This is a genomic window from Streptomyces nymphaeiformis (assembly GCF_014203895.1).
Classification (GTDB): domain Bacteria; phylum Actinomycetota; class Actinomycetes; order Streptomycetales; family Streptomycetaceae; genus Streptomyces; species Streptomyces nymphaeiformis.
This window is the reverse complement of record NZ_JACHJY010000013.1, coordinates 167,793-190,860: the sequence shown is the minus strand read 5'-3', so window position 1 is coordinate 190,860 and position 23,068 is coordinate 167,793. Positions and strand designations below refer to the sequence as shown.

Annotated in this window: 25 protein-coding genes; 12 read left to right on the top strand and 13 right to left on the bottom strand. The window is 71.1% G+C overall.

The genetic code is table 11. From position 1 onward, the window contains the following. The first annotated feature begins 370 nt into the window (after positions 1-370). The 5 genes from GGE06_RS37065 (at position 371) to GGE06_RS37045 (ending at position 3,583) form a co-directional block, all read left to right on the top strand. Positions 371-1,126 carry a hypothetical protein gene (locus tag GGE06_RS37065; RefSeq protein ID WP_184932854.1) on the top strand — a complete coding sequence of 252 codons (756 nt, stop codon included), beginning with the start codon at positions 371-373 and terminating at the stop codon, positions 1,124-1,126. 41 nt (positions 1,127-1,167) lie between these two features. Next, a complete protein-coding gene (locus GGE06_RS43035) occupies positions 1,168-1,800 on the top strand; it encodes a hypothetical protein (protein WP_246532961.1) in 633 nt (210 codons plus the stop codon). A gap of 560 nt (positions 1,801-2,360) precedes the next feature. Further along, positions 2,361-2,747: a hypothetical protein gene (locus GGE06_RS37055; RefSeq protein WP_184932900.1), complete on the top strand. Its 387-nt coding sequence runs from the start codon at positions 2,361-2,363 to the stop codon at positions 2,745-2,747. Positions 2,748-2,868: 121 nt separating this feature from the next. Next, positions 2,869-3,258, top strand: coding sequence for a hypothetical protein (locus tag GGE06_RS37050; RefSeq protein ID WP_184932853.1), 390 nt, complete (start codon positions 2,869-2,871; stop codon positions 3,256-3,258). 106 nt (positions 3,259-3,364) lie between these two features. Then, positions 3,365-3,583 (top strand): hypothetical protein, encoded by a 219-nt coding sequence (locus tag GGE06_RS37045; protein ID WP_184932852.1) that lies wholly within the window; start codon positions 3,365-3,367, stop codon positions 3,581-3,583. Between the two features lie 209 nt (positions 3,584-3,792). On the opposite strand, the gene GGE06_RS37040 is transcribed toward GGE06_RS37045, so the two are convergent. Both GGE06_RS37040 and GGE06_RS37035 read right to left on the bottom strand, forming a co-directional pair. Then, positions 3,793-4,419: an XRE family transcriptional regulator gene (locus GGE06_RS37040; RefSeq protein WP_184932851.1), complete on the bottom strand. Its 627-nt coding sequence runs from the start codon at positions 4,417-4,419 to the stop codon at positions 3,793-3,795. A 109-nt stretch (positions 4,420-4,528) separates the two neighbouring features. Continuing rightward, positions 4,529-5,500, bottom strand: coding sequence for an NADP-dependent oxidoreductase (locus GGE06_RS37035; RefSeq protein WP_184932850.1), 972 nt, complete (start codon positions 5,498-5,500; stop codon positions 4,529-4,531). Between the two features lie 108 nt (positions 5,501-5,608). Here GGE06_RS37035 and GGE06_RS37030 point away from each other — a divergent pair, with 108 nt between their 5' ends. Next, positions 5,609-6,205, top strand: a complete 597-nt coding sequence (locus tag GGE06_RS37030) for a TetR/AcrR family transcriptional regulator (RefSeq protein ID WP_184932849.1) — start codon at positions 5,609-5,611, stop codon at positions 6,203-6,205. A 46-nt stretch (positions 6,206-6,251) separates the two neighbouring features. On the opposite strand, the gene GGE06_RS37025 is transcribed toward GGE06_RS37030, so the two are convergent. From GGE06_RS37025 to GGE06_RS36995, 7 genes are all read right to left on the bottom strand, one after another. Then, positions 6,252-6,581, bottom strand: a complete 330-nt coding sequence (locus tag GGE06_RS37025) for a hypothetical protein (RefSeq protein ID WP_116163567.1) — start codon at positions 6,579-6,581, stop codon at positions 6,252-6,254. Positions 6,582-6,643: 62 nt separating this feature from the next. Beyond that, the gene (locus tag GGE06_RS37020) at positions 6,644-7,054 is read right to left on the bottom strand and encodes a RidA family protein (RefSeq protein WP_184932848.1); all 411 of its coding nucleotides are present in this window, start codon (positions 7,052-7,054) and stop codon (positions 6,644-6,646) included. 123 nt (positions 7,055-7,177) lie between these two features. Further along, entirely contained in the window at positions 7,178-8,041 is an 864-nt protein-coding gene (locus GGE06_RS37015) for a hypothetical protein (RefSeq protein ID WP_184932847.1), read from the bottom strand. A gap of 121 nt (positions 8,042-8,162) precedes the next feature. Continuing rightward, positions 8,163-8,867, bottom strand: coding sequence for a sulfite exporter TauE/SafE family protein (locus GGE06_RS37010; RefSeq protein ID WP_184932846.1), 705 nt, complete (start codon positions 8,865-8,867; stop codon positions 8,163-8,165). Then, positions 8,864-10,210, bottom strand: coding sequence for an MFS transporter (locus GGE06_RS37005; RefSeq protein ID WP_184932845.1), 1,347 nt, complete (start codon positions 10,208-10,210; stop codon positions 8,864-8,866). The genes GGE06_RS37010 and GGE06_RS37005 overlap by 4 nt, the downstream gene beginning before the upstream one ends. Next, entirely contained in the window at positions 10,207-11,052 is an 846-nt protein-coding gene (locus GGE06_RS37000; protein WP_184932844.1) for an SDR family NAD(P)-dependent oxidoreductase, read from the bottom strand. Before GGE06_RS37000 ends, GGE06_RS37005 begins: the two co-directional genes overlap by 4 nt. Beyond that, positions 11,049-12,536, bottom strand: coding sequence for a flavin-containing monooxygenase (locus GGE06_RS36995; protein ID WP_184932843.1), 1,488 nt, complete (start codon positions 12,534-12,536; stop codon positions 11,049-11,051). The genes GGE06_RS37000 and GGE06_RS36995 overlap by 4 nt, the downstream gene beginning before the upstream one ends. 154 nt (positions 12,537-12,690) lie before the next feature. On the opposite strand from GGE06_RS36995, the gene GGE06_RS36990 reads away from it, so the two are divergent. The 5 genes from GGE06_RS36990 to GGE06_RS36970 all read left to right on the top strand — a co-directional run bounded on the left by GGE06_RS36990 (position 12,691) and on the right by GGE06_RS36970 (position 17,684). After that, on the top strand, positions 12,691-13,332 hold the full coding sequence (locus GGE06_RS36990) for a TetR/AcrR family transcriptional regulator (RefSeq protein ID WP_116163555.1): 642 nt from the start codon (positions 12,691-12,693) through the stop codon (positions 13,330-13,332). 73 nt (positions 13,333-13,405) lie between these two features. Then, positions 13,406-14,899: a chlorohydrolase family protein gene (locus tag GGE06_RS36985; protein WP_184932842.1), complete on the top strand. Its 1,494-nt coding sequence runs from the start codon at positions 13,406-13,408 to the stop codon at positions 14,897-14,899. A 180-nt stretch (positions 14,900-15,079) separates the two neighbouring features. Beyond that, positions 15,080-15,454 (top strand): peptidase inhibitor family I36 protein, encoded by a 375-nt coding sequence (locus GGE06_RS36980; protein ID WP_246532981.1) that lies wholly within the window; start codon positions 15,080-15,082, stop codon positions 15,452-15,454. Positions 15,455-15,673: 219 nt separating this feature from the next. Beyond that, on the top strand, positions 15,674-16,498 hold the full coding sequence (locus tag GGE06_RS36975; RefSeq protein ID WP_184932841.1) for a hypothetical protein: 825 nt from the start codon (positions 15,674-15,676) through the stop codon (positions 16,496-16,498). A 166-nt stretch (positions 16,499-16,664) separates the two neighbouring features. Further along, positions 16,665-17,684 carry a MarR family winged helix-turn-helix transcriptional regulator gene (locus GGE06_RS36970; protein ID WP_184932840.1) on the top strand — a complete coding sequence of 340 codons (1,020 nt, stop codon included), beginning with the start codon at positions 16,665-16,667 and terminating at the stop codon, positions 17,682-17,684. A 23-nt stretch (positions 17,685-17,707) separates the two neighbouring features. Here GGE06_RS36970 and GGE06_RS36965 read toward each other — a convergent pair whose 3' ends face one another. The 3 genes from GGE06_RS36965 to GGE06_RS36955 form a co-directional block, all read right to left on the bottom strand. Beyond that, positions 17,708-17,914: a hypothetical protein gene (locus tag GGE06_RS36965; RefSeq protein ID WP_246532960.1), complete on the bottom strand. Its 207-nt coding sequence runs from the start codon at positions 17,912-17,914 to the stop codon at positions 17,708-17,710. Positions 17,915-18,093: 179 nt separating this feature from the next. Further along, a complete protein-coding gene (locus GGE06_RS36960; RefSeq protein WP_116163545.1) occupies positions 18,094-18,696 on the bottom strand; it encodes a hypothetical protein in 603 nt (200 codons plus the stop codon). Then, the gene (locus tag GGE06_RS36955; protein ID WP_184932839.1) at positions 18,696-20,279 is read right to left on the bottom strand and encodes an acyltransferase; all 1,584 of its coding nucleotides are present in this window, start codon (positions 20,277-20,279) and stop codon (positions 18,696-18,698) included. The genes GGE06_RS36960 and GGE06_RS36955 overlap by 1 nt, the downstream gene beginning before the upstream one ends. Before the next feature lie 152 nt (positions 20,280-20,431). Between GGE06_RS36955 and GGE06_RS36950 the strand changes: the two genes are divergently transcribed. Then, the gene (locus GGE06_RS36950; protein WP_184932838.1) at positions 20,432-21,991 is read left to right on the top strand and encodes an amidase family protein; all 1,560 of its coding nucleotides are present in this window, start codon (positions 20,432-20,434) and stop codon (positions 21,989-21,991) included. A gap of 90 nt (positions 21,992-22,081) precedes the next feature. Here GGE06_RS36950 and sigJ read toward each other — a convergent pair whose 3' ends face one another. Continuing rightward, entirely contained in the window at positions 22,082-23,035 is a 954-nt protein-coding gene (gene sigJ / locus GGE06_RS36945) for an RNA polymerase sigma factor SigJ (protein WP_116163539.1), read from the bottom strand. Between the last annotated feature and the right edge of the window lie 33 nt (positions 23,036-23,068).

Below are 23,068 nucleotides of genomic sequence, written 5' to 3'. Positions count from 1 at the left end.
CGACCACACGATCGGAGAGAGGGGAGGCTACGGACGCGTCGCCGCCGGTGTGTCCCGTACCCGGCCGCGTTCCTCGAGCACACACTGACGGACCCGCGCACCAGCACCACGTGGACCCTGCTCAACGGGAAGGTCACCTACGAGTGAGCCTTCGCCGAGCCGATCAAGCTCGAACCCGAAGGAGGAGGGCTGCCTCGGTAGCAGTACTGGCTGTGTAGGTCTTAACCGGGAGCGGTTGTTCGCGACGTTCAGGATCACTTCGTGATCGCCATCGTCTGGGATGTCGGCGAGAGTAGGAGCACCTGCGGCTGTGCACCGGGAAGGTCCGGGTGGTGCAGGGACTGTCAGAGCCGGGTGGCACTCTGGGCGTGTGCTGATCGACGGATACGAGGACGAGCCTCTCGTTGCGGCGGAGGATCTGCTGGCGATGCCGGGGTTCTGGGCTGCCTACCTGCTGTGGATGTGCCAGACCGAGGAGAACGACCCGGATCCGCTGTGGTTCGGCGCGGATGAGGCCGACGCGGACGCGGCGTACGAGGCCCTGACCGACGAGGAGCACTGGCCTGTCTTCCGCATCCCGTTCGCCGACGGCCACAGCGCGCTCATCGTGGGCCGCAACGTCGCCGGCGACCTGGGCACGGAGTACTTCATCTCCCACCCCGAGTGGGACCGGCACGGTCACCTGGCCACCATCGACGGGCACCAAGCCGGCCCCGGACTGTCCTGGCACGAACTTACGCACATCGCCGACACTCCCGACCCCGAGGCTCCCGGCGTTCACGCACCGCACGTCCGCCTGCTGCTTCTGCTTCCGGCCCTCGGAGACAGCAACCTGCCCGGTGACGCTGCCGCACTGATCAGCAGCGCGCTCATCCAGGTGGGCGTCGCCGAGGACCAGGCGCCTGGGGTGGCAGATGCCCTCCTCCACGACCACCCCTTGTGGGAGCCGGCGGAATGGGCCCTGCCCTCACCGTCCCCGCTCTCCGGTACCGCGCAGCACTTTCCCGGCATCCTGCACTGCGACGATCCCCACAGCCCGCGGTGCGGAATCCGCCTCGCCCAAGGCATCACCCGCGAACACAGCGACCGGTTGGCCCGAGCACTCGGCACCTGGCCCACACCGTGACCACCTGCCCCGAGTCGACAAGCACGCGAGAAGGAAGCCGCGTGCGGCTGCTCAGAAAGCTCTTCAAGACACTCAGGGAAACCCACGACGCCCCTGGCGACGAGACGTTCGCGAAGTCCGGTCCGTGTGAGTGCTCTCCCGAATGGCCGGCGCTGGAGGCAACCGCAAACGGCCACGTGATGCGCACGCTGCGCTCCTCGCACTACAGCATCATGACGAACCCGGAGGTCGGGAAGTTCGTCGCTCGGTGCACGGGATGCCATGCCAGGTACCGTGCGCCGTGGGTGGTGGACGGGAACGAGCCGATGCCCTACGACTTCGCGCGGAAGGCTGCCGAGCCCGCCGGCCAGGAGCGTCCGCATGGCGCTGTCGAGGCGGAGTACACGATCAGCACCGCCAGCGGGAACGACTGGCCCGCGCTGCCTGGGATCGACTTCGCAGCGCTGTTCCGACCTCGCTCACTGGTCTGCGAGCCGGCGGAGGGGGAAGGGGACCACTCCTTCCGTACCGGCACAGTGCTGGTCTCGGCCTCTTGGGAGCTCGCGGGCACATGGGGCGTACGCGTCGAAGGCGCCGCTTCACCAGAAGCTGCCGATCTGATCGTCGAAGAGATGGCACGGCAGCTCGGCGAAGCCGCCGGTGAGACAGCCCTCCATTACAGGGTCACCGGCTAGCCGGCACTTACCCGGCTGCTCATGCACTGCGTCACCCCCGACGAGACCGACCAGTCGCGCGACCGCAGAAAGGTCGGCTCTCGTAGGCGGTTCGAGAAGAGCCGTTCCGTCTTCGCGAAGCACCACGCGGGTCCCCTCGACGTTTTCCCCGCCTCCAGCGACTTCAGCCGACATGACGTCGTGGAGCCCAGTTCCCTCGTAGTACTGAGAGGGACCGGCGCACCCTGTCAGAACAGTCAGAACCACCATCACGCCGCCGAGGGCCCCCACACACACGCAGCCCGCTTCCGCCCGCCATCAGGACCTCCCGCCCCCAGCCCGCTTCGACCAACTGATAGGGGCGGGCCTCCTCGGAGAGATACCCCGCCAGACATATTGAACGCGTTCAATTCTGCGGCCTGGGTGAACTCGCACAGCACCCCGGCGCGTCGATCCAGCACCGCCCTCTGCCGCCGCCGAGCACCGTGCACAGCGTTTTCGGCACACGCCCTGGCCGCGTGCTCCGCTCCCGGCCCTTTTCATCCGGCCGCTCGCCGTGACATCGTCCGCTCGTGACTGACATAGCTGATGAAGGTGCGGACTCAGGACGCCCCGACGACCGCACCGCGTCCGCTCTGCGGTTCGCCACGGAACTCATCGCCTGGGTGGCCACCCCCTGGGCCCTGGCCGACCATTCATGGCCGCTTGCCGCCCTGTCCGTGGTGGTCCTGATCGGCCTGCCGACCCTCTTCTCCACCCCCGGGGACAAGAACAACGTGATCGTCGCGGTGCCGGGGTGGGTCACGATCCTGCTGGTGGTGCTCCAGCTGGCCGCCGCCGTGATCTCCTCGTGGCTGGCCTGGCCCGCCTGGGCCGCCGTACCTGCGACCGCACTGGCCGCCGCCACCGTCGTCACTGAGCGCCGGCGCTGGACCTGGCTGCTCTCCTCGAACCGACGCACCAGCTGAAGGCCTCATCGGCTCGGCTCAGGTGTTCACACGTCGGCGGGTTGGGCGGGTCGGGCGACCCGAGCGTACAGGCTCGGCGTGCGTCGCACGTTGGGCGACAGCCGACCGCTAGCTTCAGGCCATGGCGGAACCCTTTTTCTACGTCGACCGCTCCGAGATCCTGGAAGGCAGGCTGGAGGAGGCCAGGGACAGCATGCGTGACCTGGCCGCGTTCGTGGCGGAGCGCGAGCCGCAGCTCATCGCGTACCACTTCTACCTCGACGAGGCGGCATCCATGATGAGCGTCATCGCCGTACATCCCGACTCGGCATCCATGGAGCGGCACTTGGAGATCGGCGATCCGAAGTTCCGCGCGTTCGGCGCGCTGATCCGTATGCTTTCCATCGACGTGTACGGGCAGGCAAGCCCCGCGGTCGTCGACCGGCTCCGCCAGAAGGCCGAATATCTTGGCGGCGCGTCTCTCACCTTCCACACCCTCCAGGCAGGCTTCAGCCGGCTGGGTCACCCGTAGACACCTCACGTTGCTCCGCTCAAGCCGGACGGCCGCGTCCTCGAACGTCGGGTGCCGTGGAAGTGTCTCCGTGTGCGGACAGCCTGCTCCGATAGGGGCGGTTCCATTGTCGAGCGAGAGCGACACACGCAACCTGACCGAGGGACTCATCGGCGAATACTTGACCGTCATCTCGGTGACGCAGCGGCATGGCGAGTTCTGCGTCTTCTACAACGCCTCAGACAGGGCAGGTGGGGTCAGAGGGAACGTCCCCCTGGAAGGCGACCCCGAGACTGGCCAGCACCGCTTCCTCTCCTTCGATGAGTTCTTCGAGCTCAAGTTCTGACCGGCCACCTGCCCAACAGGCAGCACTGACCACGAGCTCCGAACGGGCTGAGCGTTCGGGACCGTGGAAGGGGCGGTGTTGATAGAGGCGCGGTGCTACGGCCGGGGCCGACTGCGTTGGATGCAGAGGGTGGTCGGATCGGGTTCGCCACTAGGGCGAGCGTCGCTTGACGCAACGCAACGCCACATCGTGACACCTCCGCCTGTCAGTTACTGCGTGCTGCCGTCGTCGAGTCCAGCGATGACTCTGACGTCTGCTTCGGGCATGCCCAGAACCTTGGAGATCTCCTGGGTGAGAAGCGGCTCCGGGTTATGTCTTCCGTTGCGAAGCATGTGGATGGTGGACATCGAACGCGCGGTTTCCCTTGCCATCCTCTTGACCGGAATCCCGCGCAAGTCCATCAACCCGGTGAGCACCCTTGCGAACGGATGTGGCTCCAGCCGCCCAGCAGGGGCAACGGCAGGACCGAGGACCACATCGTCGATCTTGGCTTGAAATCGGATCAGTCGGTCACCCGCAAACCCGACCTTCGCGACGAAGGGCAGGCTCTCATCACCGCCGGAACCAACCGTGCCGGGCACTGACACCTCAGTGAACCTTGAAGGGTGACCGCGGTGATCACTCCCGACCTCCAAGGGCAGACCCGGTTCGACATGGCTGACCTTCCAGTCGCGGTTCCACCAGGGAAGATCGTGCAACACCTCGTTGAAGAAAGGGGGCAGAACAGTGAGATCCACCGGGTCCGGAGGGTTCTTCTGACCTCCCCAGATGGCGCCAGGCCAGTACGTCAATGCCGCGATCACGTCCGCCGTCAGCGTGCCGTTGGCAATCTCCATGTCCGCACTCTGCCACCAGTCGACAGAGCGATAGGCGGAGACCAGGCAAACGTTGGCCGACACGGCACTGGATGCCGACCTCGGGCTGGCCATGCACCGCCAGACCAGGCTAGCCCTCGGCGTTCAGGACGATCTTGCCTTGGAGGTGGCCCTCTTCGGCGCGGGTGTGGGCCGCAGCCGCGTCGCGCAGGGGGAAGACGCTGTCGATGGCGGCCCGTACCCGGCCCGCGTCGATGAGGGTGGCCAGTTCGGCGAGGTCCGAGCCGCTCGAGCGCACCTGCCACATGGTCTCCACGGTGATCCCGAGCTCGGCTGCTCGCTCGGGGCGGTAGTCGCCGAGGAAGACGGGCGCGATCCGGCCACCGGGGCGCACGGTGGGCAGCAGGCGGTGCGCGTGGGGGCCGCCGACCGTGTCGATCAGGAGGTCCACCTCGCGGACGACCTCCTCGACCGGTGTCCGGGTGTAGTCGACGAACCGGTCCGCGCCCAGGTCCTGCAGGAACTCCTCGTGGCGCCCGGAGGCGACTGCGATCACCTTCTTCGCGCCGGCCACCCGGGCGAGTTGCACCGCGAAGTGGCCCACTCCGCCCGCCGCGCCGTTGACCATGACCGTGTCGCCGATGCGGTCGCTCAGGTGGGTGAAGAGGTACTGGTAGGCCGTGAGCCCGGCCATCGGGACGGCGGCGGCGTCCGTGTGCCCGAGGACTGCCGGCTTGCGGGCCAGGTGGGTGGCGGGTGAGACCACGTACTCGGCGTACCCGGACGCGCGGCCGGGGAAGTCGACCAGGCCGAAGGCTTCATCGCCCAGCTTCCACTCGGTCACACCTGGACCGAGGGCCGTGACCACGCCGGAGATGTCGCTCCCCAGGATGAACGGTGGTGTCCAGTTCGGCCGTAGCTCGGCCGGGACGTTCTCGAAGCCGCGGCGCGCGTACCAGTCCGGCGGGTTGACGCCCGCCGCCTGGACTCGTACCAGCACTTCACCCGGCCCCGGCTCGGGTCGGGCCACCTCTTCGTAGATCAGTTCCTCGGGCCCGCCGAAGGCATGCAGGCGGACAGCTCGCATCGTTGCCGTACCCATGGGTACCTCCCCAAGTCCCCTTGCGGAGCACCCCGGTTAGAATCCGGAGCACTGTTCCGGAACAGGTAACCGGAGCAGTGCTCCGGTTGTCAAAGGCAGGTGTCCGTCATGTCCATCGAGTCGCGCCCCGTCACACCGCGCGCACCGCGCACCGACGCGCAGCGCAACCGTGACCGCGTCCTGGAAGCGGCCGCGCAGGCCGTCGCCGAGCAGGGCACCTTGGCCTCCCTTCGGGACATCGCACGGCGCGCCGGCGTCGGACTCGGCACGCTCTACCGGCACTTCCCGAACCGGGACGCCCTCCTGGAGGCCCTGCTGCACCAGCGCTTCGCGCACCTCGCGCAACGGGCGGACGCACTCGCCGGCACCGCTCCGCCCGAGCGCGCGCTGGCCGAATGGGTCTACGAGTTCACCCTCGGCGCGGGCGCCTACCAGGGGCTGCCGTCCACCCTGATGGCCACGCTCAACGATCCGGAATCGCCGCTGCACGCCGACTGCCTGACGATGCGCCAGGCCGGTGGCCGACTGCTGGAGGCCGCTCAGGAATCAGGGGGGATCCGGTCCGACGTGGCGCCCATCGACCTGTTCGCACTGGCCAATGCCCTCAGCTGGATCACCGACCAGGCCCCGACCCTCACCGAACGCCGGGATCACCTCTTCCGGCTGGTGATGGACGGACTGAAGCCGCCGTCCGATCAGGGTTGACCCGCGTCCCCCGGCTCCGTATCGCCCGAGCCTTGAGCGCTGGGGGTCAGTGGGACGAGTCGAAGCCCGCTGACAGGTCGAGGTGGAATGGAGAGCCGGGGCTCTTGGGCGTCCAGCCGTTGGTGAGTGCGGTGCGGACACTGTCGGCCACCTGGGCGGGCAGAATCGGGCTGCCTTGCGTTCCGAACCAGTTACTCGGGTGCGGTTGGTTGGTGGTAACCACCAGTGTGGTGCCCGAAGTTTCTGCGTGTTCCACCGCGTAGGTGAGGGGTGACCGGACCAGGCCCTGTTCGTAGGTCGGCCGTCCGCGGACTCGCCACCGGTAGGCAGTACCGTCGACGGTGATGAGCCGCGATCCCTTTTTGACCATTGCCATGTCCACATCCTTGACGCCGCCTGCTCCGGCCGACCGCCGCGAACCCGCTCGGAAGCGAGCGGCTACCCGGGCAGCGCCGCGGTGAGGTCGACCTCGACCAGCTGCCCGGAGAAGCCGAGCCGGGCGACTCCCAGCAGCGTGCTCGCGGTGGTGAACGCCGGCCCTATGACCGACTCGGTCAGACGCCACCAGACGGCACCCAGAACCGCGGCATCATCGCTGACCACGTAGATCACCGAGCGGACGACGTGTTCCGGGCGGGCGCCCACCGCGTTCAGGGCGGCAACGGCGTTGGCTGCCACCTGGTCGATCTGAGCATCGAGATCACCTGGGCCCACCAACTCCCCTGAAGGGTCGAGCGGACACTGTCCCGCCAGGAACGCCGTCCGGCCTGCCTCCACGACGGTGATGTGGTGATACCCCGGAGTCGCATGGAGCTGGGCGGGGTTGATACGTGTGATCTCGGACGTCATGCGCACGAGTCTTGCGATTCGAGCGGCTCGACGCACCAGGTTTTCGGCAGCCCTGCCCCGTACTGGTACACGGGGGCTGATCATGTCCGGCCGATCCCGTCGGCCTGAACCCTTCGGTCGCTCTCAGGCCAACCATCGTTCTGCGCGGCGCTGCTTGTCGGAGTCTCCGGAGCTGCGGGCGTGCGCCAGCAGTCGGGCGCGTAGTGGTTCGGGGACGGCGGCGATGTCCTGTTTCTGACGTGGGCGGGCCTTCCAGCCCACGAGGTGCCGTACGGCCCCGGCGTCGTGCCGTTCCTCGGCTCGTGGGTCGGCCAGCGCCGCGAGCAGGTCGGCGATCGGCACCCTGCCGAGCAGCTCGCCGGGCACGCCCTCGTGGACGGGGTAGCCGGAGCAGCGCCCGCTTCCGGAGCCGTTCCAGCCGAGCAGGGCCAGCACCCGGTCCGCCGGGTCGGGGAACGTCCGCCGCAGTCGCTCCGTGAGGTCCGCGAGCAGTTCGGGGGACGGTCTGCCGCCGGTGCGGGAGAGGTCGAGGATCCGGTCGGCGAGCCCCTCCAGTCCGGCGGGCATCGCGGCCAGCCAGTGGCGTTCCTCTTCGGTCTCCTCCTCCGCTCGCCGCCGGTCGGTCTCGAACTGCCGCATGGGGCCGGGCATGCCGTGCCCGGCCAGCCAGACCAGGAGCCGGTGGCCGTCGGTGAGGACGGCGTCGCTGTCCCACCGCCCCCACCTCAGGGTCGCCCCGTGGTGCAGGACGACGACTGCGAGCCGCCCGCCGGCTTGGTCGAACACCTCGAAGCGGACGTCTCCGAGGCACATGCAGTGGAACCCGGGCAGCGATTCCACGGCCATGGCCGTCCTGAGCCGGGCCGACTCCGCCGGATCGGAGAGGTCCACCCGGATCTCTCCGTCTTCCCCGCCCCAGCTCACCGAGCTCACCTTCACCATGTGCGCCTGCCGCAGCACGCCGTCCAGCGCTGTCGTCCCGTCCACGAACCGATCCCTCCCCGCCCGGGCGGCCGCGGGTGCGCGGCCCGCCCGATTCCACCGCAGCTCCCCTCGGCCCTTCAACCCGGTTCCCTGCGGGTACGGGGACGGCGGACAACGAGGCCGGTCAAGCGATGGCGGTGCCGATCAGGGCCAGGGCGCCGGCCGAGGAGACGGTCAGGACTGCGGTACGGGCCGTGGTGGGGGTCAGACGGGAGGACAGGGCCATGCCGGTCGCCGCGCCCACCGCGAGCGCGACCACAGTGGGCCAGGGTGGGAGGACGAAGCCCAGGAGGGCGACGGTCGCCACGTTCTGCGCCAGGAAGAAGACGTGCATCGTGGCGCGGGACTCGCGGCCCGGCCAGCCCGCGTTGGCCGCGTACAGGCCGATCGGTGGTCCGCCCACCCCACCGATGACGTTCAGCGCGGCGCTGGCCACACCCGTGAGCCAGGCGCCCGCCGGCCGTTGCAGGAACGGGGAGCGTACGCCTCGGGCGAGGAGTGCCACCCCCGCCAACACCCCGCAGCCCGTGACGACGGACAGCACCCGGATGTCCAGCCCCCGCAGCAGCCAGGCCACCACCGGCATCCCGAGCAGGGCCGGGACCAGCAGCCGTCCGGCGTCGCGGGGGCGGGCGTGCCGCCAGCCTCGGGACAGTGGCAGCACCGACGCCAGTACGGCGAGCAGCAGCACCGTCGGGACGCCCCTGTGCGGGCCGAGCACCGCGACCAGCGCCGGGGCCGCCACCAGGGAGAACCCCATCCCGGTCGCGGCCTGCGCGAACGCGCCCACGGCGACCGCCGCCACCGCCACCGGTTCGAGGCCGATCACCCGGCACCGTCCAGCGTGTACCGCCGCTGGAACCACAGCGCCACCGCCATCAGCGCCGCCGGGACGACCGTGAAGCCGACCAGCAGCGCGCCCAGCGCCGTACCGGACTGGGCGATCGGCTCGGCGGCCGTGCTGGAGACGAACCCGCCCAGGGCCAGGACCGCCGAGTACAGGTACGGGCCGATCGCCGTCCCCGTCGCCTCCGTCGCGGTCCATATGCCTGTGTACGCTCCCGCCTTCGACGAACCCGCCGCCGCCACGGCGTCCGGCACCATCGAGAACGCGAACAGCTGCAGCCCGGCGAAGGCCACGCCCATCACCATCACCACACCTGCCGTCACCACGACCCCGAGCCCCCCGTCGAGCGAGGCCCCCGGCAGCAGCGCCAGCGAGCCCGCCGCGAACACGCCCTGCGCGAGCAGCAGTCCGCGCTGCTTCCCCCACCGCCGCGACCAGGTCGTCCAGACCGGGCCCGCGAACAGCGCCGGCGCGAGGAACAAGCCCATGAACAGCGCCGTGAGCCGGGGATCGTCGAAGAGGTACGCGGTGACATACGGCAGCGCGGCCAGGAACAGGTGCGTCGTCGTGCCCGTGAACAGGTACGACAGCACCAGCGCCCGGAAGTCCCTGTCCCGCCACGCCACCCGCAGGTCGGCCGTGGCCGAACGCCCGGCCCGCTCGTCCGGTACGCGGAACCCGCACGCGTCCGTCAGCCGCCGCACGCCCACCAGCGCGACCACCGCCGAGACGGCCATCACCACCGCGAGCAGCGCCGCCATCCGCGCGTAGTCGCCCCGCCCGCCCGCCGCCGCAAGCGCCGGCGCGGCGACACCCGCGCCCAGCAGCCCCGAAGTCAGCAGCACCATCCGGAACATGAAGACCCGCGTCCGCTCGTGGTAACCCACGCGCAGATCGGAGGGCGTCGTCAGGTACGGGACCTGGAAGCCGGCGAAGAGTACGTTGCCCACGGTGAACCAGCAGCCCACCCACAGCGCCGCCGGTCCGCCGGTCAGTCCCGGCGGCACGCTGAACATCGCCACCATCGCCACCCCCAGCAGCACCCCGGCGCGCATCATCCGGCGTCGGTGGCCCAGTCGGCGGGCCTCCCGGTCGGAACGCGATCCGAGCAGCGGATGGACGATGATGTCGACCGTTTTCGGCAGGAGCAGGGTCAGGCCCGCCGGGGTGGGCGGGATGCCCAGGACGTCGGTGAGGAAGTAGAGCAGCAGCAGGCCGGGCACGGTGACCCAGACGCCCATGCCGACCGATCCCGACGCGTACAGGGTGAGCGTCCCCCGGCCCGCACGGAGCGCCGTCGCCGGGGCCGGGGCCGGGGCCGTCATGCCCGTCCCCCGTGCCGCTCCACCACACCCGCCGCGAGCGATGCCCCGTCGAACGCACCGCCCGCCGCCCGCGCGGCCAGCGTCCGCGCCACGATCCGGTCGGTGAGCGCGGGCAGATGCCGGGCCAGGAAGAACTCCACCGCGCCCTTGCGGGTCGTCGTCACGTCCCGCCGCGGCCGGACGGCCAGCGCGGAGTGCTCGATCGCGTCGACCACGCCGTCCAGCGGTTCGTACACGCTCATCCCCTCCAGGGACAGCCCCGCCGCCTTCGTCGAGTCGTGGATCGGGCTCCGTACGGCGGAGGGGTACACGCAGGTGACCGTCACGTGGGTGCCGAGCTCCAGGCGCAGTGCGTCCGCGTAGGCGACCATCGCCCGTTTCGACGCGCCGTACGCGGCGGCGAGCGGGAGCTGCATCACCGCCATCCGCGACGCCACCATCACCACCCGCCCCCGTGCGGCGACCAGTTCGCCGACGCACGCGGCCGTCACCCGCCAGGTGCCCAGGAGGTTGATCTCCAGCTGCCGGCGGACCTCGTCCCCCGGGGCGTACTCGGCCGGCGCGGGCCCTCCGATCCCGGCGTTGTTCACCAGGACGTCCAGTCCGCCGAGAAACTCCAGGGCCTCGGTGACGGCGGACGTCACGCTGTCGTCGTCGGTGACGTCGCAGGCCATCACGGGGAACGGCTCGTCGCCCGTCGGGCGCAGGTCGAGACCGACCACCCGCGCGCCCGCCCGGTTCAGACGGTCACCAAGGGCCCTGCCGATGGTGCCCGAGGCCCCGGTGATCAGGACGCGTCGGCCGCGCGGGTCGTGGCGCCGGTTGAAGGTAAGGAAGGTCATGCGGATTCCTGCGCCTTCGGGTTCGGGGCGGCGGTCGCGGTGGGGTTGGTGGTGGGGGCGGTGGTCGCCCTGGTGGCGGGGGCGGTGGTCGCCGTGCTGGCAGGGGCGGTGGTCGCAGGGGCTTCAGCAGTGGTCGCGGGGGCCTTGGTCGCGGCGCGGGCCGCCCGGCGGGCGCCCGCCCTGATCTCGCGCGGCAGCTCGGCCACGTACCGGTCGAAGTCGATGCGCATCATCGGCCTCTTGTCCCCCCACCTGCGCACGGCGGCTGCCCTGGCGCGTTCGACCGCGACCCGCCGGGCCTCCTGCGACGGCAGGGCGTACCGGCCTCCGAGGCAGGCGGCGGCCAGCTTGGCCTGCGCCTCGACGACGGGCAGCGCCGCGCCGGTGGACTGCATCAGGCCCACGAAGGCGAGCGTCGGGTCGGCAAGGTGGAAGACCCGCTGGTACAGCGGCATCGCCTCGGGGTCCTCCCCCAGCCACTCGCGGTCGAGGAAGGGCATGGCGACCCGGTAGCCCGTCGCCCACACGATCACGTCGACGTCCTCGGCGGTGCCGTCGGTGAAGACCACCCGGCCGCCGTCGAGCCGTTCGATGCCGGGACGGGCCACGACCTCGCCGTGGGTCAGCCGGTGCAGGATCGTGTCGCTGATCGTCGGATGGTTCTGGAACAGGCCTCCGGCCGGGCGCGGCAGCCCGTACCGCTGCGGCGTGCCCACCGCGAGCCGCAGCACGGTCTGCGCGACCGTCTGCCGGATCCGCCAGGGCAGCACCGCGAGGGCTCCGCCGGTCGCGTCGGCGGGGCGGCCGAAGAGGTACTTGGGGACGATGTGCGTGCCGTGCCGGGCCGACAGCAGCACCGGGCCCCGGGAGACGTACGACGCGTCGACGGCGAGGTCCATGGCCGAGTTGCCCATTCCGACGACGAGCACCCTCCGCCCCGCGAAGACGTCGGGGCTCCGGTAGTCGTGGGCGTGCATCTGCTCGCCGTCGAAGGTGCCGGGGTAAGCGGGGCTGGGCCACTTCGGGTCCCGGTTGTGGCCGTTGGCGACGACCACGGCGTCGTACTCCTGTGTGACGGCGGCGCCGGCCGTGGCCTCGTCCTCCGCGACGTCGCCGACCGTGACCTCCCAGACCTGACCCGCGCGGCGGACCGACGTGACCTCGCTGGTGAAGCGGATGCGTCCGGTGATCCCGAAGGCGTCGGCGTAGTCGGCGAGATAGCCCGCGACCAGCGCCGCCGACGGGAAGTCCGGCCACTCCCCCGGCATGGGGAAGTCGGCGAACTCGGTGCGCTTCTTGCTGGTGTTGAGGTGCAGGCTGTCGTACGCCGGGGAGTCGCCGGTGCCGTCGTCCCCCGCCCACAGGCCGCCGGGACGCGTGCCCCGCTCCAGGACGGTGACGTCCAGCCCTTCGTCGAGCAGTGCCTTGGCCGCGGCCAGTCCGGCCGCCCCGGCGCCGATCACCGCCACCCTCGTCGAGCCCATGCCCCGGCCCTCCCTTTCGCCCTACGTTCGAACCTGCTGTCGAGGGCGCTCATTCAATCGAATGATGGAGAGCTATGCAATCGTCTCTGACCTGCGTTTTTCTTCTCCAACAGCTGATTGAATCCGAGCGGACGCGTCCGGTAGTCTCGGGCGCATGAGCAGCCGGCCCGACGACGGACACAGTCGCGAACGCATCCTGGCGGCCGCCACCCGGCTGTTCGCCGAGCGCGGTTACGACGCCACCAGCACCCGTGCGATCGGCGAGGCCGTCGGGCTCAACATCGCCACGGTCGCCTACCACGTCGGCGCCAAGCCCGAGCTGTACCGCGCCGTGATGCGCCGCGCCCACCTGGCCCAGCGGGAAGCCGTCACCGCCGCCCTGCACCGCCTCGACGCCTGCGGCCCTTCGCCGCGCGAGACCCGCGGCGCGCTCCTCGACTTCGTCGACTCCTATCTGACCTTCTGCCTCGACCACCCCGAGGTCCCGGCCCTGTGGATGCGCCGCTGGCTCGCCGAGGGCACCGAACTCACCGAGATCGAGACCGAGTTCGCCGGACCGCTCGTCGCCGAGGTCGCCGCCGCCGTCCGCACGGTCCTCGACCGCGCCGGCCTCGGCGCCGGAGCCGACATCGAACTGCTCGTCTTCACCATCGTGTGGACCGCGCACTCCTTCGGCCAGGCCGGCGTCATCGACGCCACGGGCCGCCGCCTGGGCCCCCACGACCTCCCCACCCTCGACCGCTTCCGCCGCCACCTCCACGCCGTGGTCACAGGAGTCCTGGACCGCGAGCCCTGACGCACCGCACGCAGGCCCCCCCCGGGCCGGCGGACACCGAGGGGCGCACCACCACGAGCACGGGAGCCCCCGCATGCGCACCCTCGTCACCGCGAGCCACGTCATCGGCTACGACCCCCGGGCCGACGACCACGTCCTGATCCGGGACGGCCAGGTCGTCTACGAGGGCACCCGGATCGTCCACGTCGGCCGCGGGTACGACCCCGCCGACTGCGACGAGGTGATCGACGTCGGGCAGGCGCTCGTCGGCCCCGGCTTCGTCGACCTGGACGCGCTCGCCGACATCGACCACGCGCTCCTGGACACCTGGCACGCGGACGGCCGCGGCCTGGAGTGGTCGCAGGAGTACGCGCTGAGCGGCCCGACCGCGGTGTTCGACGCCGAGGAGCGGGCGTTCATCCGCTCGTACGCGCTGACGCAGCTGATCCGCAACGGCATCACCACGGCGATGCCGATCGCCGCCGAGACCCACTCCGACTGGGCGGAGACCTACGAGGACATGGCGGCCGTCGCCGACAGCGCCGCACGCTTCGGCCTGCGCATGTACCTGGGCCCCAGCTACCGCGCGGGCGTCCCCGTCGTCACCCCCGACGGGACCCGCGCCCTCCACTGGCGGCCCGAGCTCGGGGACGCCGGCCTGGCCGACGCGGTCCGGTTCGTACGGGACTTCGACGGCGCTCACGACGGCCTGATCCGCGGTGCCCTGCTGCCCTGCCGCATCGAGACCCTGACGCCCGAGCTGATGCGGGACACCGCGCGCGCCGCCGACGAACTGGACTGCCCGGTACGGCTCCACTGCCTCCAGGGCACCGGCGAACTGCGGCGCCTGGCCGAGCTCCACGGCACCACCCCGCTCGCCCTGCTCAAGGAGACCGGACTCCTCGGCCCGCGCCTCCTCGTCCCGCACGCCATCTACATCGGCGGCCACAGCGAGGTGGACACCCCGTACGCGGGCGAGCTGGACGACCTCGCCACGATCGCCGGCATCGTGCACTGCCCGCACACCATGCTCCGCTACGGCGCCGCCCTGGAGGACTTCGACCGGTACCGCGCGGCCGGAGTGAACATCGCGATGGGCACCGACTCGTTCCCGCCGGACATGATCCGGAACATGGACTACGGCACCAACCTCTCCAAGCTGACCACCGGCCGGCTTGAGGCGGGCAGCGCCGCCGACTACTACCGGGCCGCGACCCTCGGCGGCGCCCGCGCGCTGGGCCGCGACGACCTCGGCAGGCTCGCCCCCGGAGCCCTCGCCGACCTGCTCGTCGTCCGCCTCGACGCACCCCGCACCGGCCCGGTCGACGACCCGGTCCGCACCCTCCTGATGAACACCTCGGGCGCGGACGTCGACACCGTCGTCGTCAACGGCCGCACGGTCCTGCGGAACGGCACCATCCCCGGCATCGACGAGGAGGCGTGGCGAGCGAGGGCCCAGGAACTCTTCACCCGCATGAAGACCGCGTACGCCGACCGCGACTACCGCCGCCGCACCACGCAGGACCTCTTCCCCGCCTCCTTCCCCTCCGCGTTCCCCGAGCAGCTCCCCGGCCCGTCCTCCCGCTGATCCACCGAGCCGGCTCAGTCGCCGGGTCCGGTGATCCGGAAGACCTGGGAGTGGGGGGTGTTCGGGCTGCGCCGAATCATCTCGATCGGCCGGCTCGGCCCGGCCAGTGTGGAGCGCAGCGACGCTGCCCGCGCCTTCGCAGTGGGCAGCACGGCACACAAGGAGCACATCGTGAAGCGCATGCTCACCGCACTGGCCGGAACGGTCCTGCTGGGGACCGGCCTCCTCGGGGCGCCGGCCGCCTCGGCGGCCGAGACGACCGCAGGAGCCGCCGCGGCCGCCTCCTGCGACGCGGGCTACTACTGCGTGTACTGGGACGCCAACTACGCGGGCCGGAAGTACCAGTTCGGCGGGAACAACTCCAGCTGGGCCAACTGGGCCATCTTCAACGACGACTCGTCGTCCTGGAACAACGGCACGTCGGGCATGGGGGTCATCCTCTACGGCGACGAGGGTTACATCCGCCCCCTGGGATGCCTGCCGGCCGGCCGGGGCTGGACGCTGCACCGCCCCAACGACGACGGCGAAGGCAACAAGTGGACCTGGAGCTGCTGACACCGCTCCCCGCCCCACTCCGGCGCACCCCGGGCGGCCCACGCCGCCCGGGGTCCGTCCCCGACCCGACGACGAGGTGCCCGCATGTTCCGGTCCTGCCCGCCGCGCCGTACGGCCCTCTTGATCGGAGGGACGACCGTACTGCTTCTCCTGACCTCGTGTGCGCCGTCCGACGACCGCCCGCCCTCCGGCGCGTCGTCACGAACCGCAAGATCGCCGGTGACCTCATCCGATACCCGGAGCGACCCCAAAGGGGACCCGGCGGAGCAGCGCTTCCTGTTCGAGGGCCAGGAACGGCTGGTCGCCGCTTGCATGCGCGGTCGTGGCCGGCCGTACCAGCCCCTCTCCTGGCACGCGCCGGGGGCGGAGGACGGCGATGACGTCCAGGGGGACGATGTGGCGGCGCGCCGGCGCGAGGGGTACGGCGGTCCGGCGGCGATGAGGTCCGAACGGGCCGCTGACCCCAACGGCGACTACCTGCGGACACTGCCCCCGGACAAGGCGAAGGCCTACGGCGCGGCGCTGTTCGGGACGCCTTCCCACCGGATCGAGGTGAACCTCGCGGACGGCGTGGCCTTCATGAACGCGGACGGCTGCATCGCGCACGCCGAGCAGCAGCTGTACGGCGACCTGACCCGCTGGTTGAGGGCCCAGATGACCGTCGTGAACCTGGCCGGTGAGGTCAGTCGCAAGGCGAGCGACGACGAGCGTGCCGCGCGGACCCTCCCCCTGTGGCGCGCGTGCATGAAGGCCCGCGGATTCGCGTACAAGGCTCCGGGAGAGGCGCGGGCGGCGGCGTTCTCCGCGTACGAGGGTGTGGTGGGCGTGCCCGGCGGTCGGCCTGGGGACCTCGACCGGGTCAGGGGCCGGGAGATCTCCATCGCCGTCGCCGACGCCACGTGCGATGCCCGCGTCGGCCGTACGCGTACCCTGCGCGGCCTCGAAGTCCAGTACCGACGCCAGGTCATGGGAGAACACGCGGAGCAGATCTCGGTCTACCGCGCACTGCGCCGGCGTGCCGCCGCCCGGTTGGCCTCGGGCTGAGCCTTTCGCGCCCGTCGTCGGTGGGTCGCCCCCTGTTGTTCCTCCCCGGTGCCGTCGGCTCGATCCCTACTGGCCCGTGCGCACGCTCTCGACGAGGATGGCCGTCGAGCGCAGGTGGACGGCAGCACCGGCAGAGGCCGGTCGGGCTTCGGGGGATGGCGACGACGTGCCGTTACGCATTCACTTCACGGTGGAGGATCTCGCGCGGACCCGCATCGGCGACGGACCCGTGCCCTGCATCGAGCTGACCACCATGGCGCGGCAACTGCAGGAACGCTCGCATCTGGTACGGCTCGGGGCCTGGCGCCACCGCACCCTGTCCGCGCTGCATCCCACCTCCCGCATGGTCTTCGCGCTCATGCCCCGTCGCGGGCGGATCACCGGATTCCTGAGCGGGGCGAACGGCGCGACGCCCGCCGAGCTGGTCGAACAGATCCGTTCCACGCCTCGAAGCCGCCTGCGGTCCAGTCTGGAGCAGACGGCTCGGCACGAGGCCCTGCCCGCGTGGGCGCACCGGCTGCCCGACGACCCGCTCCTCCTGCGGCAGTTGTGCGACGGCCTGGAACACGTGGCCGGTCACGCCCTCGTCCCTCACTGGCAGGAGATCCAGGCCATGACGGCGGCCGACGCCGCGGTGCGTTCCCGCCAGATGCTCGGCGGCGTCGAGACCCTCCTCGCGCGCATCAACCCGCGGCGGGTCCGCTGGCGGGCGCCCGTCCTGGAGATCGCGATGATCTCCGGCCTGGACGCCGACGTGCACCTCGCCGGGCAGGGGATGCTGCTCCAGCCTTCGGTGTTCGCCGTCGAGGCCCCGGTCGTCGACCTCGACGCGGTGCCGCAACCCGTCCTCACCTATCCGGTCGCCCAGCTTCAGGAGGGCACGGCCACGCCGCTGTTCGCGTCTCCCCCGTCCGGCGGTGATCGGGCGGGCCAGGCCGTCGACGTGGTCGGGTCCATGCTGGGGCACACCCGGGCCGCGGTGCTCAGCACCATCGCCCGTCACCCGGGCTGCTCGACCCAGCAACTCGCCGTGCTCGTCGGGATCGCCAAGGCCAGCGCCAGCGAGCACGCCACGACCCTGCGCAACGCGGGGCTGATCGACACCCATCGGGACCGCCGGACGACCGCCCACATCGCCACGCCCACGGGCATCGCGGTGCTCAACGCGCCCTCCGGACGGCCGTGACCGCCTTCTCGCGTCCGACCGGGTCAGGGGTGGTCGGGCGTGAGCAGCCGACGTGTGGCGGTCGCCGCGAAGTCGGACACGGTCGCCAGTTCGTCGCCCTGGTCGATTCTGCGGATGCAGGCGTCGACGACCGCCCGGAGCACGGCAACGGTCAGTTCCGGCTGTGGATGGTCCAGTTCGCGGACGACCTCGGCGAGTGCCTCGTGCAGTGAGGTGTGCAGGTTCTTCACGCGCTCCCGCGCCGTCGTCGTCTACGTACTGCTGACCGTCCTGGTGGCGATCCGACTGAAGTGGCGGTGGGACGGACGATCCCCGTCCTGCCGGCCGCCGTACCGCCGTTCATGACCGCGGCGTTCGAGGCATGGGGCCGCCGCACCGGTCGGCTGCCGGATCGGCAGGAGGTTGAGGGTCAGGCGTTGATGCCGACGGCGGAGACGTAGGCGTAGGCGTTGTAGTCGGAGTCGAGGTCGGAGATGACGTCGTCCCAGATCTCGTCGACGAGGTGGGCGTCGCGGGTGGCCCAGGCGTCGACGAGGTCGCCCCAGATGTAGCGGACGGTGACGGTACGGGTGGACAGGTCGCGCCGGTACTTCGCCTCCACCCGCGTCTGGTCGACCGGGTAGATCTCCATCCGGCGGCCCCGGCCCTTGTTGTCGAGGTGCTTGACCAGCCAGCCCGAGCGGATCAGGTTCTCGCGCCGGCGGTGCCAGTACGCCGCGTCGATCCGCTCCCGGCTCGCCCGCGTCGGGGACACCTGGCCCTTCGACCTCATCCAGGAGCGGATCGTACGGGGGGAGATGCCCTGGGCCTTCAGCTCGGCGCGGCCCGCGGGGCTGTCGAGGTAGCGCAGGCGGGCCGCCAGTCCGCGGCGGGTCGTGACGGGCGAGGCGATGCCGGAGGTGTGGACGATGCGGTTCAGTTCCAGGATCAGGGCCTCGCCGCCCTTCATCCCGTTCACGTCCGTCTTCTGCCACTGGCCCCAGCGGGACCACAGGTCCGGAGAACCGGCCATCAGCGCTTGCCTCCGAGGATGTAGGTGTCCTTCTCCTTGACCTCGTTCAGGTTCCGGCCCTCCTGGAAGACCTCGCGCCAGTCGCCGGCGACGTGGAGTTCGTCGGTGCCGGAGATCTCCACGACCTGGAGTCCGGCCCTGTGTGCCTTGTGGGCCTTCATCCACAGGTTCGCGAACGCCTTCGAGCGGATGATGTGCATCCAGTCCGGCCGACGGATCTCCCGGTTGGAGCTGGACTCCCCGATCGTGGAGACGAACTTGGAGTACATGGCCTTCACGTAGGTGATGGTGAGCTCGTCGCCCTCGGCCAGCGCGGTCTTGCGGACTTCCGCGAGCGCGCGGCGCATCTTCTCCAGGAGAGCCTCCGTGGCGCCGGAGACGAGGGAGCGGTGGATGACCGGGGGGTCCGCGAGGCCCTGGGCGGCGCAGTCGAGGAGGAGGCGGAGGGTGGATTCCGACACCCACAGTTCGCCCGGTTCCATGCGGTTGCCGAGGGGGTTGGGCAGGTCGGTGTGGTCCCAGTCGGCGGGGGTGATCAGGTGGACGCCCGCCTTCTTCGGGTCGTGGACGCCGCCGGTGTCCTCCCGGAGCTGCCCGATCGGCAGCCACGCCTTGAGCGCGGACAGGTAGGCGGCGTTCATGTCGAGGGCGGTCACCTCGATCTTCTCGCCCTCCCTCGCCGCCGCCACGAGGGCCGCGTTGCGCCACTTCGGGCGGCCCTCCCAGATCTCGTCCGCGCCCTTCTGGGACTTCTTCCTGAGGATGTCCTGCGTCGGCGGGAACTCCGAATGCTCGTAACGACCGCCGACACGGGACGCCTTCAGCAGCGCCATCACATCCGGGATCGCCCTCTTGATCAGTGCCGCCTGCGCGGCGTCGACCTCACCCTCGCACTCGGCCAGGACGTCGTGGACGCGGTCCGTGATCTGCTCGACGAGGGTGCCGGAGGCGTACGCGGGGGCCTTGTGTCCCGGTGCGGCGGGGGCTGCGGCCGCCGGGGCCGTCGGCGGTTCGGCGGGGGACGGAACCGGTGGCAGTTCGGCCGGGACATCAGGGACGTCAGGCGTCTCGACGGGCGGGAGCGCGGCTGCGACGGCCGCGGCGCACTCCTCGGCGCTCAGGTGCTGCGGGAAGCCGTCGAGTTCGTGCAGGGCGGGCTGCCCGCACAGGACGCACAGCCCTGTCGACTCCTGCACGACGGTCTCGGCCGGGGACGGCGACGCCAGCGTCGGCTCCTCGGCCTGAGCCGGAGGGTGCGTCTCGGTCGTCGGCCGGTCCGGGGCGGACGGGGCGGACGGGCGTACGGGAGGCACGGTCAGCGGGCTGGGCTGCAGGCTCTGGGCCGCGCCGTGCAGGACACCGACCGCGTGCGTCGGCCCGGCGAGCAGGTCGAGCACGGCCAGACCGTAGTGCGCGGCCAGCAGGTCGACGTCCTCAAGGGACCAGTGCGCGCTTCCGGACTGCTTGCGGGACACCTGGGCCTGCGACAGGCCGAGCCCGGCGGCCAGGTCCCCCTGCCGCTCCCCCGACCGCGACATGAGCGCCGCCACCGTGAGCCTGAGGATCTCTTCCGTACCCAACACGCATGCCACTCTATCAATCCACATACATAAAACGCATACCTGATGTGAAGTCGACCCGTTCGGGCGCGCTCGGTCGGCCGCATGGCGTCGGCGGGTGGAGAGGCGGAGAAGCTTCTTGTGCCCGGCGGTCCTCCTGCAGTGGGCTGTCGCCCATGACGAAGAGAAGTGTGGCGACAGTGACCGCGGCCCTCGCCGTGGCGGCCCTCGTGGCATCGGGCGTGCCGGGGCAGGGTGCGATGGCCGTCGAGTCCGGTGCCGAGAGTTCCACCCCGCTGCGCGGAGTGGACCTGGACACGGTGACCATCCCCGAGTTGCAGGTACGGATGAAGAGCGGGTCCCTGACCTCGTCGGCGCTGACGCGGGCGTACCTCCAGCGGATCAAGGCTGTCGACCCGAAGATCGACGCGGTGCTTCGCATCAGCCCTACGGCCCTGAGCCAGGCGGCCGCCAGTGATGTCAGGCATCGTCTCGGGAAGGTGCGCGGCCCGCTCGACGGCATCCCCGTCCTGCTGAAGGACAACGTGAACACCCGCGACATGCCGACGACGGCCGGGTCGCTGGCACTGGCCGGAAGTCCGCCGGCCACGGACGCGGAGCTCGTCGGACGACTGCGTGCGGCCGGGGCGGTGATCCTCGGCAAGACCAACATGTCGGAATGGGCCAACTTCCGGGCGGCGAGGCCGACATCGGGCTGGTCGGCGGTGGGCGGGCAGACGCACAACCCGTACGTCCTGGACCGCAACCCGTGCGGATCGTCCTCGGGTTCGGCGGCCGCCATCGCCGCCTCTCTCGCGCAGGTGGCGGTCGGCACCGAGACGGACGGCTCCATCGTGTGCCCGGCCGGGATGAACGGGATCGTCGGCCACAAGCCCAGCCTCGGGCTGGTCAGCCAGTCCGGCGTCGTCCCCATCTCCGCCGAGCAGGACACGGCCGGCCCCATGGCGCGCAACGTCGTCGACACCGCGCTCACCCTCTCGGCGCTCAGCGGCGACGACACCGCGGTGACGCGCCCTGGTGGTCTGCGCGGCAAGCGGATCGGACTGTGGCGGCTCCCGTCGCTCGGCGCCGGCGTGGACGCCCTGATGACCCGTACCGCGGAGCGGTTGCGTGCCGCGGGTGCGCAGGTCGTCGAGGTCACACCGCCGTACCAGGACAGGCTCGCCGAGCTCGAGTTCCCGGCCCTGCTGAGCGAGTTCCACCGGGACGTCGACACCTACCTCGCGTCCCGTGAGGGACCTCGCGACCTCGCCGGGCTGATCGAGTTCAACCGCACGCACCCGGCCGAACGGACCTGCTTCGCCGGTCAGGAACTGTTCGAGCAGGCCCTGGCCGCGCCGTCGACCACGGACCCGGGCTACCGGGCCATGCGCGCCGAACTGAACGACCTGTCCCGGCGGTCCATCGACGAGACCATGGCCGCGCACGACCTGGACGCGATCGCCTCCCCGGCGAACCCGCCCGCCTGGACGACCGACTGCGCGCGGGGCGACAACGACGTGATCCCGTCCTCGACCCCGGCCGCCGTCGCCGGGTACCCCTCCCTGTCCGTACCCGCCGGCTTCGTCGGCGAGTTGCCGGTCGGTCTGCTCCTGATGGCCGGCGACCGGCAGGACACCGCGCTGCTGTCGCTGGGGGCGGCGGTCGAGCAGCGACTCGACGCCTGGCGTGCACCGCGGTACCTGCCCTCGTCGTCCTCCGGCACCATCGGCTGACAGGACGTCGGCGTCCTGACGGCGCGCCAGAGGTGCCGGTGGACGTCGGGGGTGGGTGGCCCCCTGGGACGCCGCCCGGACATGCGGTGGTCACTGCCGTTGCCATGGGCGCAGCTTGTCCGGGTTGCGTACCGCCCAGATGCGGGTGATGCGGTCGTCGGTGGAGACCTCGAACGCGAAGACCGTCTCGATCCGGCCATCGGACTCCACCGCCAGGCCTGGGAGCCCGTTGACCGGGGTCTCCAGGACCGTGCGGGGCGGGGCGAGGCGGGCGATGGTCAGGTAGAGGCGGGCGATGCGTTCCGCGCCCTCCAGCGGCTGCAGGTGGGCGACGGCGCGGCCGCCGCCGTCGGAGACCGCGGTCGCGGCCGGGTCGAGGACGCCGATCAGCGCTTCGATGTCCAGTGCCTCCCAGGCCTCCTTGAACCGGCGCACGACGACCGCCTGTCGGGTGGCCGTCGGGCCCGCTTCGGCCCGCGTGGCGGCGACGCGGCGGCGGGCCGAGGAGGCCAGTTGGCGGCAGGCCGCCGGGGTGCGGCCGACGATCTCGGCCACCTCGGCGAACGGGTAGCGGAAGACGTCGTGCAGGACGAAGGCGACACGTTCGGCCGGGGTCATCGCCTCGAACACGACCAGGAACGCCATCGTCACCGACTCGTCGAGGGTGATCCGGTCGGCCGGGTCCGCGCCCGCGCCGCCCGGTGCCCCGGCGGTCCACCCGTCCCTGCCGGGCAGCGGCTCCGGGATCCACTCTCCGACGTACGTCTCCCTGCGCGTGCGCGCCGAGCCCAGCACGTTCAGGCAGATGCGTCCGGCCACCTTCGTCAGCCAGGCGCCCGGCGACTCGACGGCCTCCTGCTCCGCCCGCGACATCGCGTACCAGCGGGTGTACGTCTCCTGGACCGCGTCCTCCGCGTCGGCCAGCGAGCCCAGCAGCCGGTAGGCGAGATTCAGCAGCTGCCGGCGCTCGCTCATGATCGCGCTCAGGCCCGCATCCTGCTGCTCGTCCGCCCACTCGTGTTTCCGTCGTGGCTCGGGGGTCATTCGCTCTCCGGCTCCTCGTTCCGTTCCCTCTCC

Coding starts and splice junctions, on each gene's coding strand:
- GGE06_RS37050 (WP_184932853.1), top strand. CDS start 2,869: ATGGCGGAACCCTTTTTCTACGTCGACCGCTCCGAGATCCTGGAAGGC.
- GGE06_RS37040 (WP_184932851.1), bottom strand. CDS start 4,419: ATGGAGATTGCCAACGGCACGCTGACGGCGGACGTGATCGCGGCATTG.
- GGE06_RS37035 (WP_184932850.1), bottom strand. CDS start 5,500: ATGGGTACGGCAACGATGCGAGCTGTCCGCCTGCATGCCTTCGGCGGG.
- GGE06_RS37030 (WP_184932849.1), top strand. CDS start 5,609: ATGTCCATCGAGTCGCGCCCCGTCACACCGCGCGCACCGCGCACCGAC.
- GGE06_RS37025 (WP_116163567.1), bottom strand. CDS start 6,581: ATGGCAATGGTCAAAAAGGGATCGCGGCTCATCACCGTCGACGGTACT.
- GGE06_RS37020 (WP_184932848.1), bottom strand. CDS start 7,054: ATGACGTCCGAGATCACACGTATCAACCCCGCCCAGCTCCATGCGACT.
- GGE06_RS37005 (WP_184932845.1), bottom strand. CDS start 10,210: ATGACGGCCCCGGCCCCGGCCCCGGCGACGGCGCTCCGTGCGGGCCGG.
- GGE06_RS37000 (WP_184932844.1), bottom strand. CDS start 11,052: ATGACCTTCCTTACCTTCAACCGGCGCCACGACCCGCGCGGCCGACGC.
- GGE06_RS36995 (WP_184932843.1), bottom strand. CDS start 12,536: ATGGGCTCGACGAGGGTGGCGGTGATCGGCGCCGGGGCGGCCGGACTG.
- GGE06_RS36990 (WP_116163555.1), top strand. CDS start 12,691: ATGAGCAGCCGGCCCGACGACGGACACAGTCGCGAACGCATCCTGGCG.
- GGE06_RS36985 (WP_184932842.1), top strand. CDS start 13,406: ATGCGCACCCTCGTCACCGCGAGCCACGTCATCGGCTACGACCCCCGG.
- GGE06_RS36980 (WP_246532981.1), top strand. CDS start 15,080: ATGCTCACCGCACTGGCCGGAACGGTCCTGCTGGGGACCGGCCTCCTC.
- GGE06_RS36960 (WP_116163545.1), bottom strand. CDS start 18,696: ATGGCCGGTTCTCCGGACCTGTGGTCCCGCTGGGGCCAGTGGCAGAAG.
- GGE06_RS36950 (WP_184932838.1), top strand. CDS start 20,432: ATGACGAAGAGAAGTGTGGCGACAGTGACCGCGGCCCTCGCCGTGGCG.
- sigJ (WP_116163539.1), bottom strand. CDS start 23,035: ATGACCCCCGAGCCACGACGGAAACACGAGTGGGCGGACGAGCAGCAG.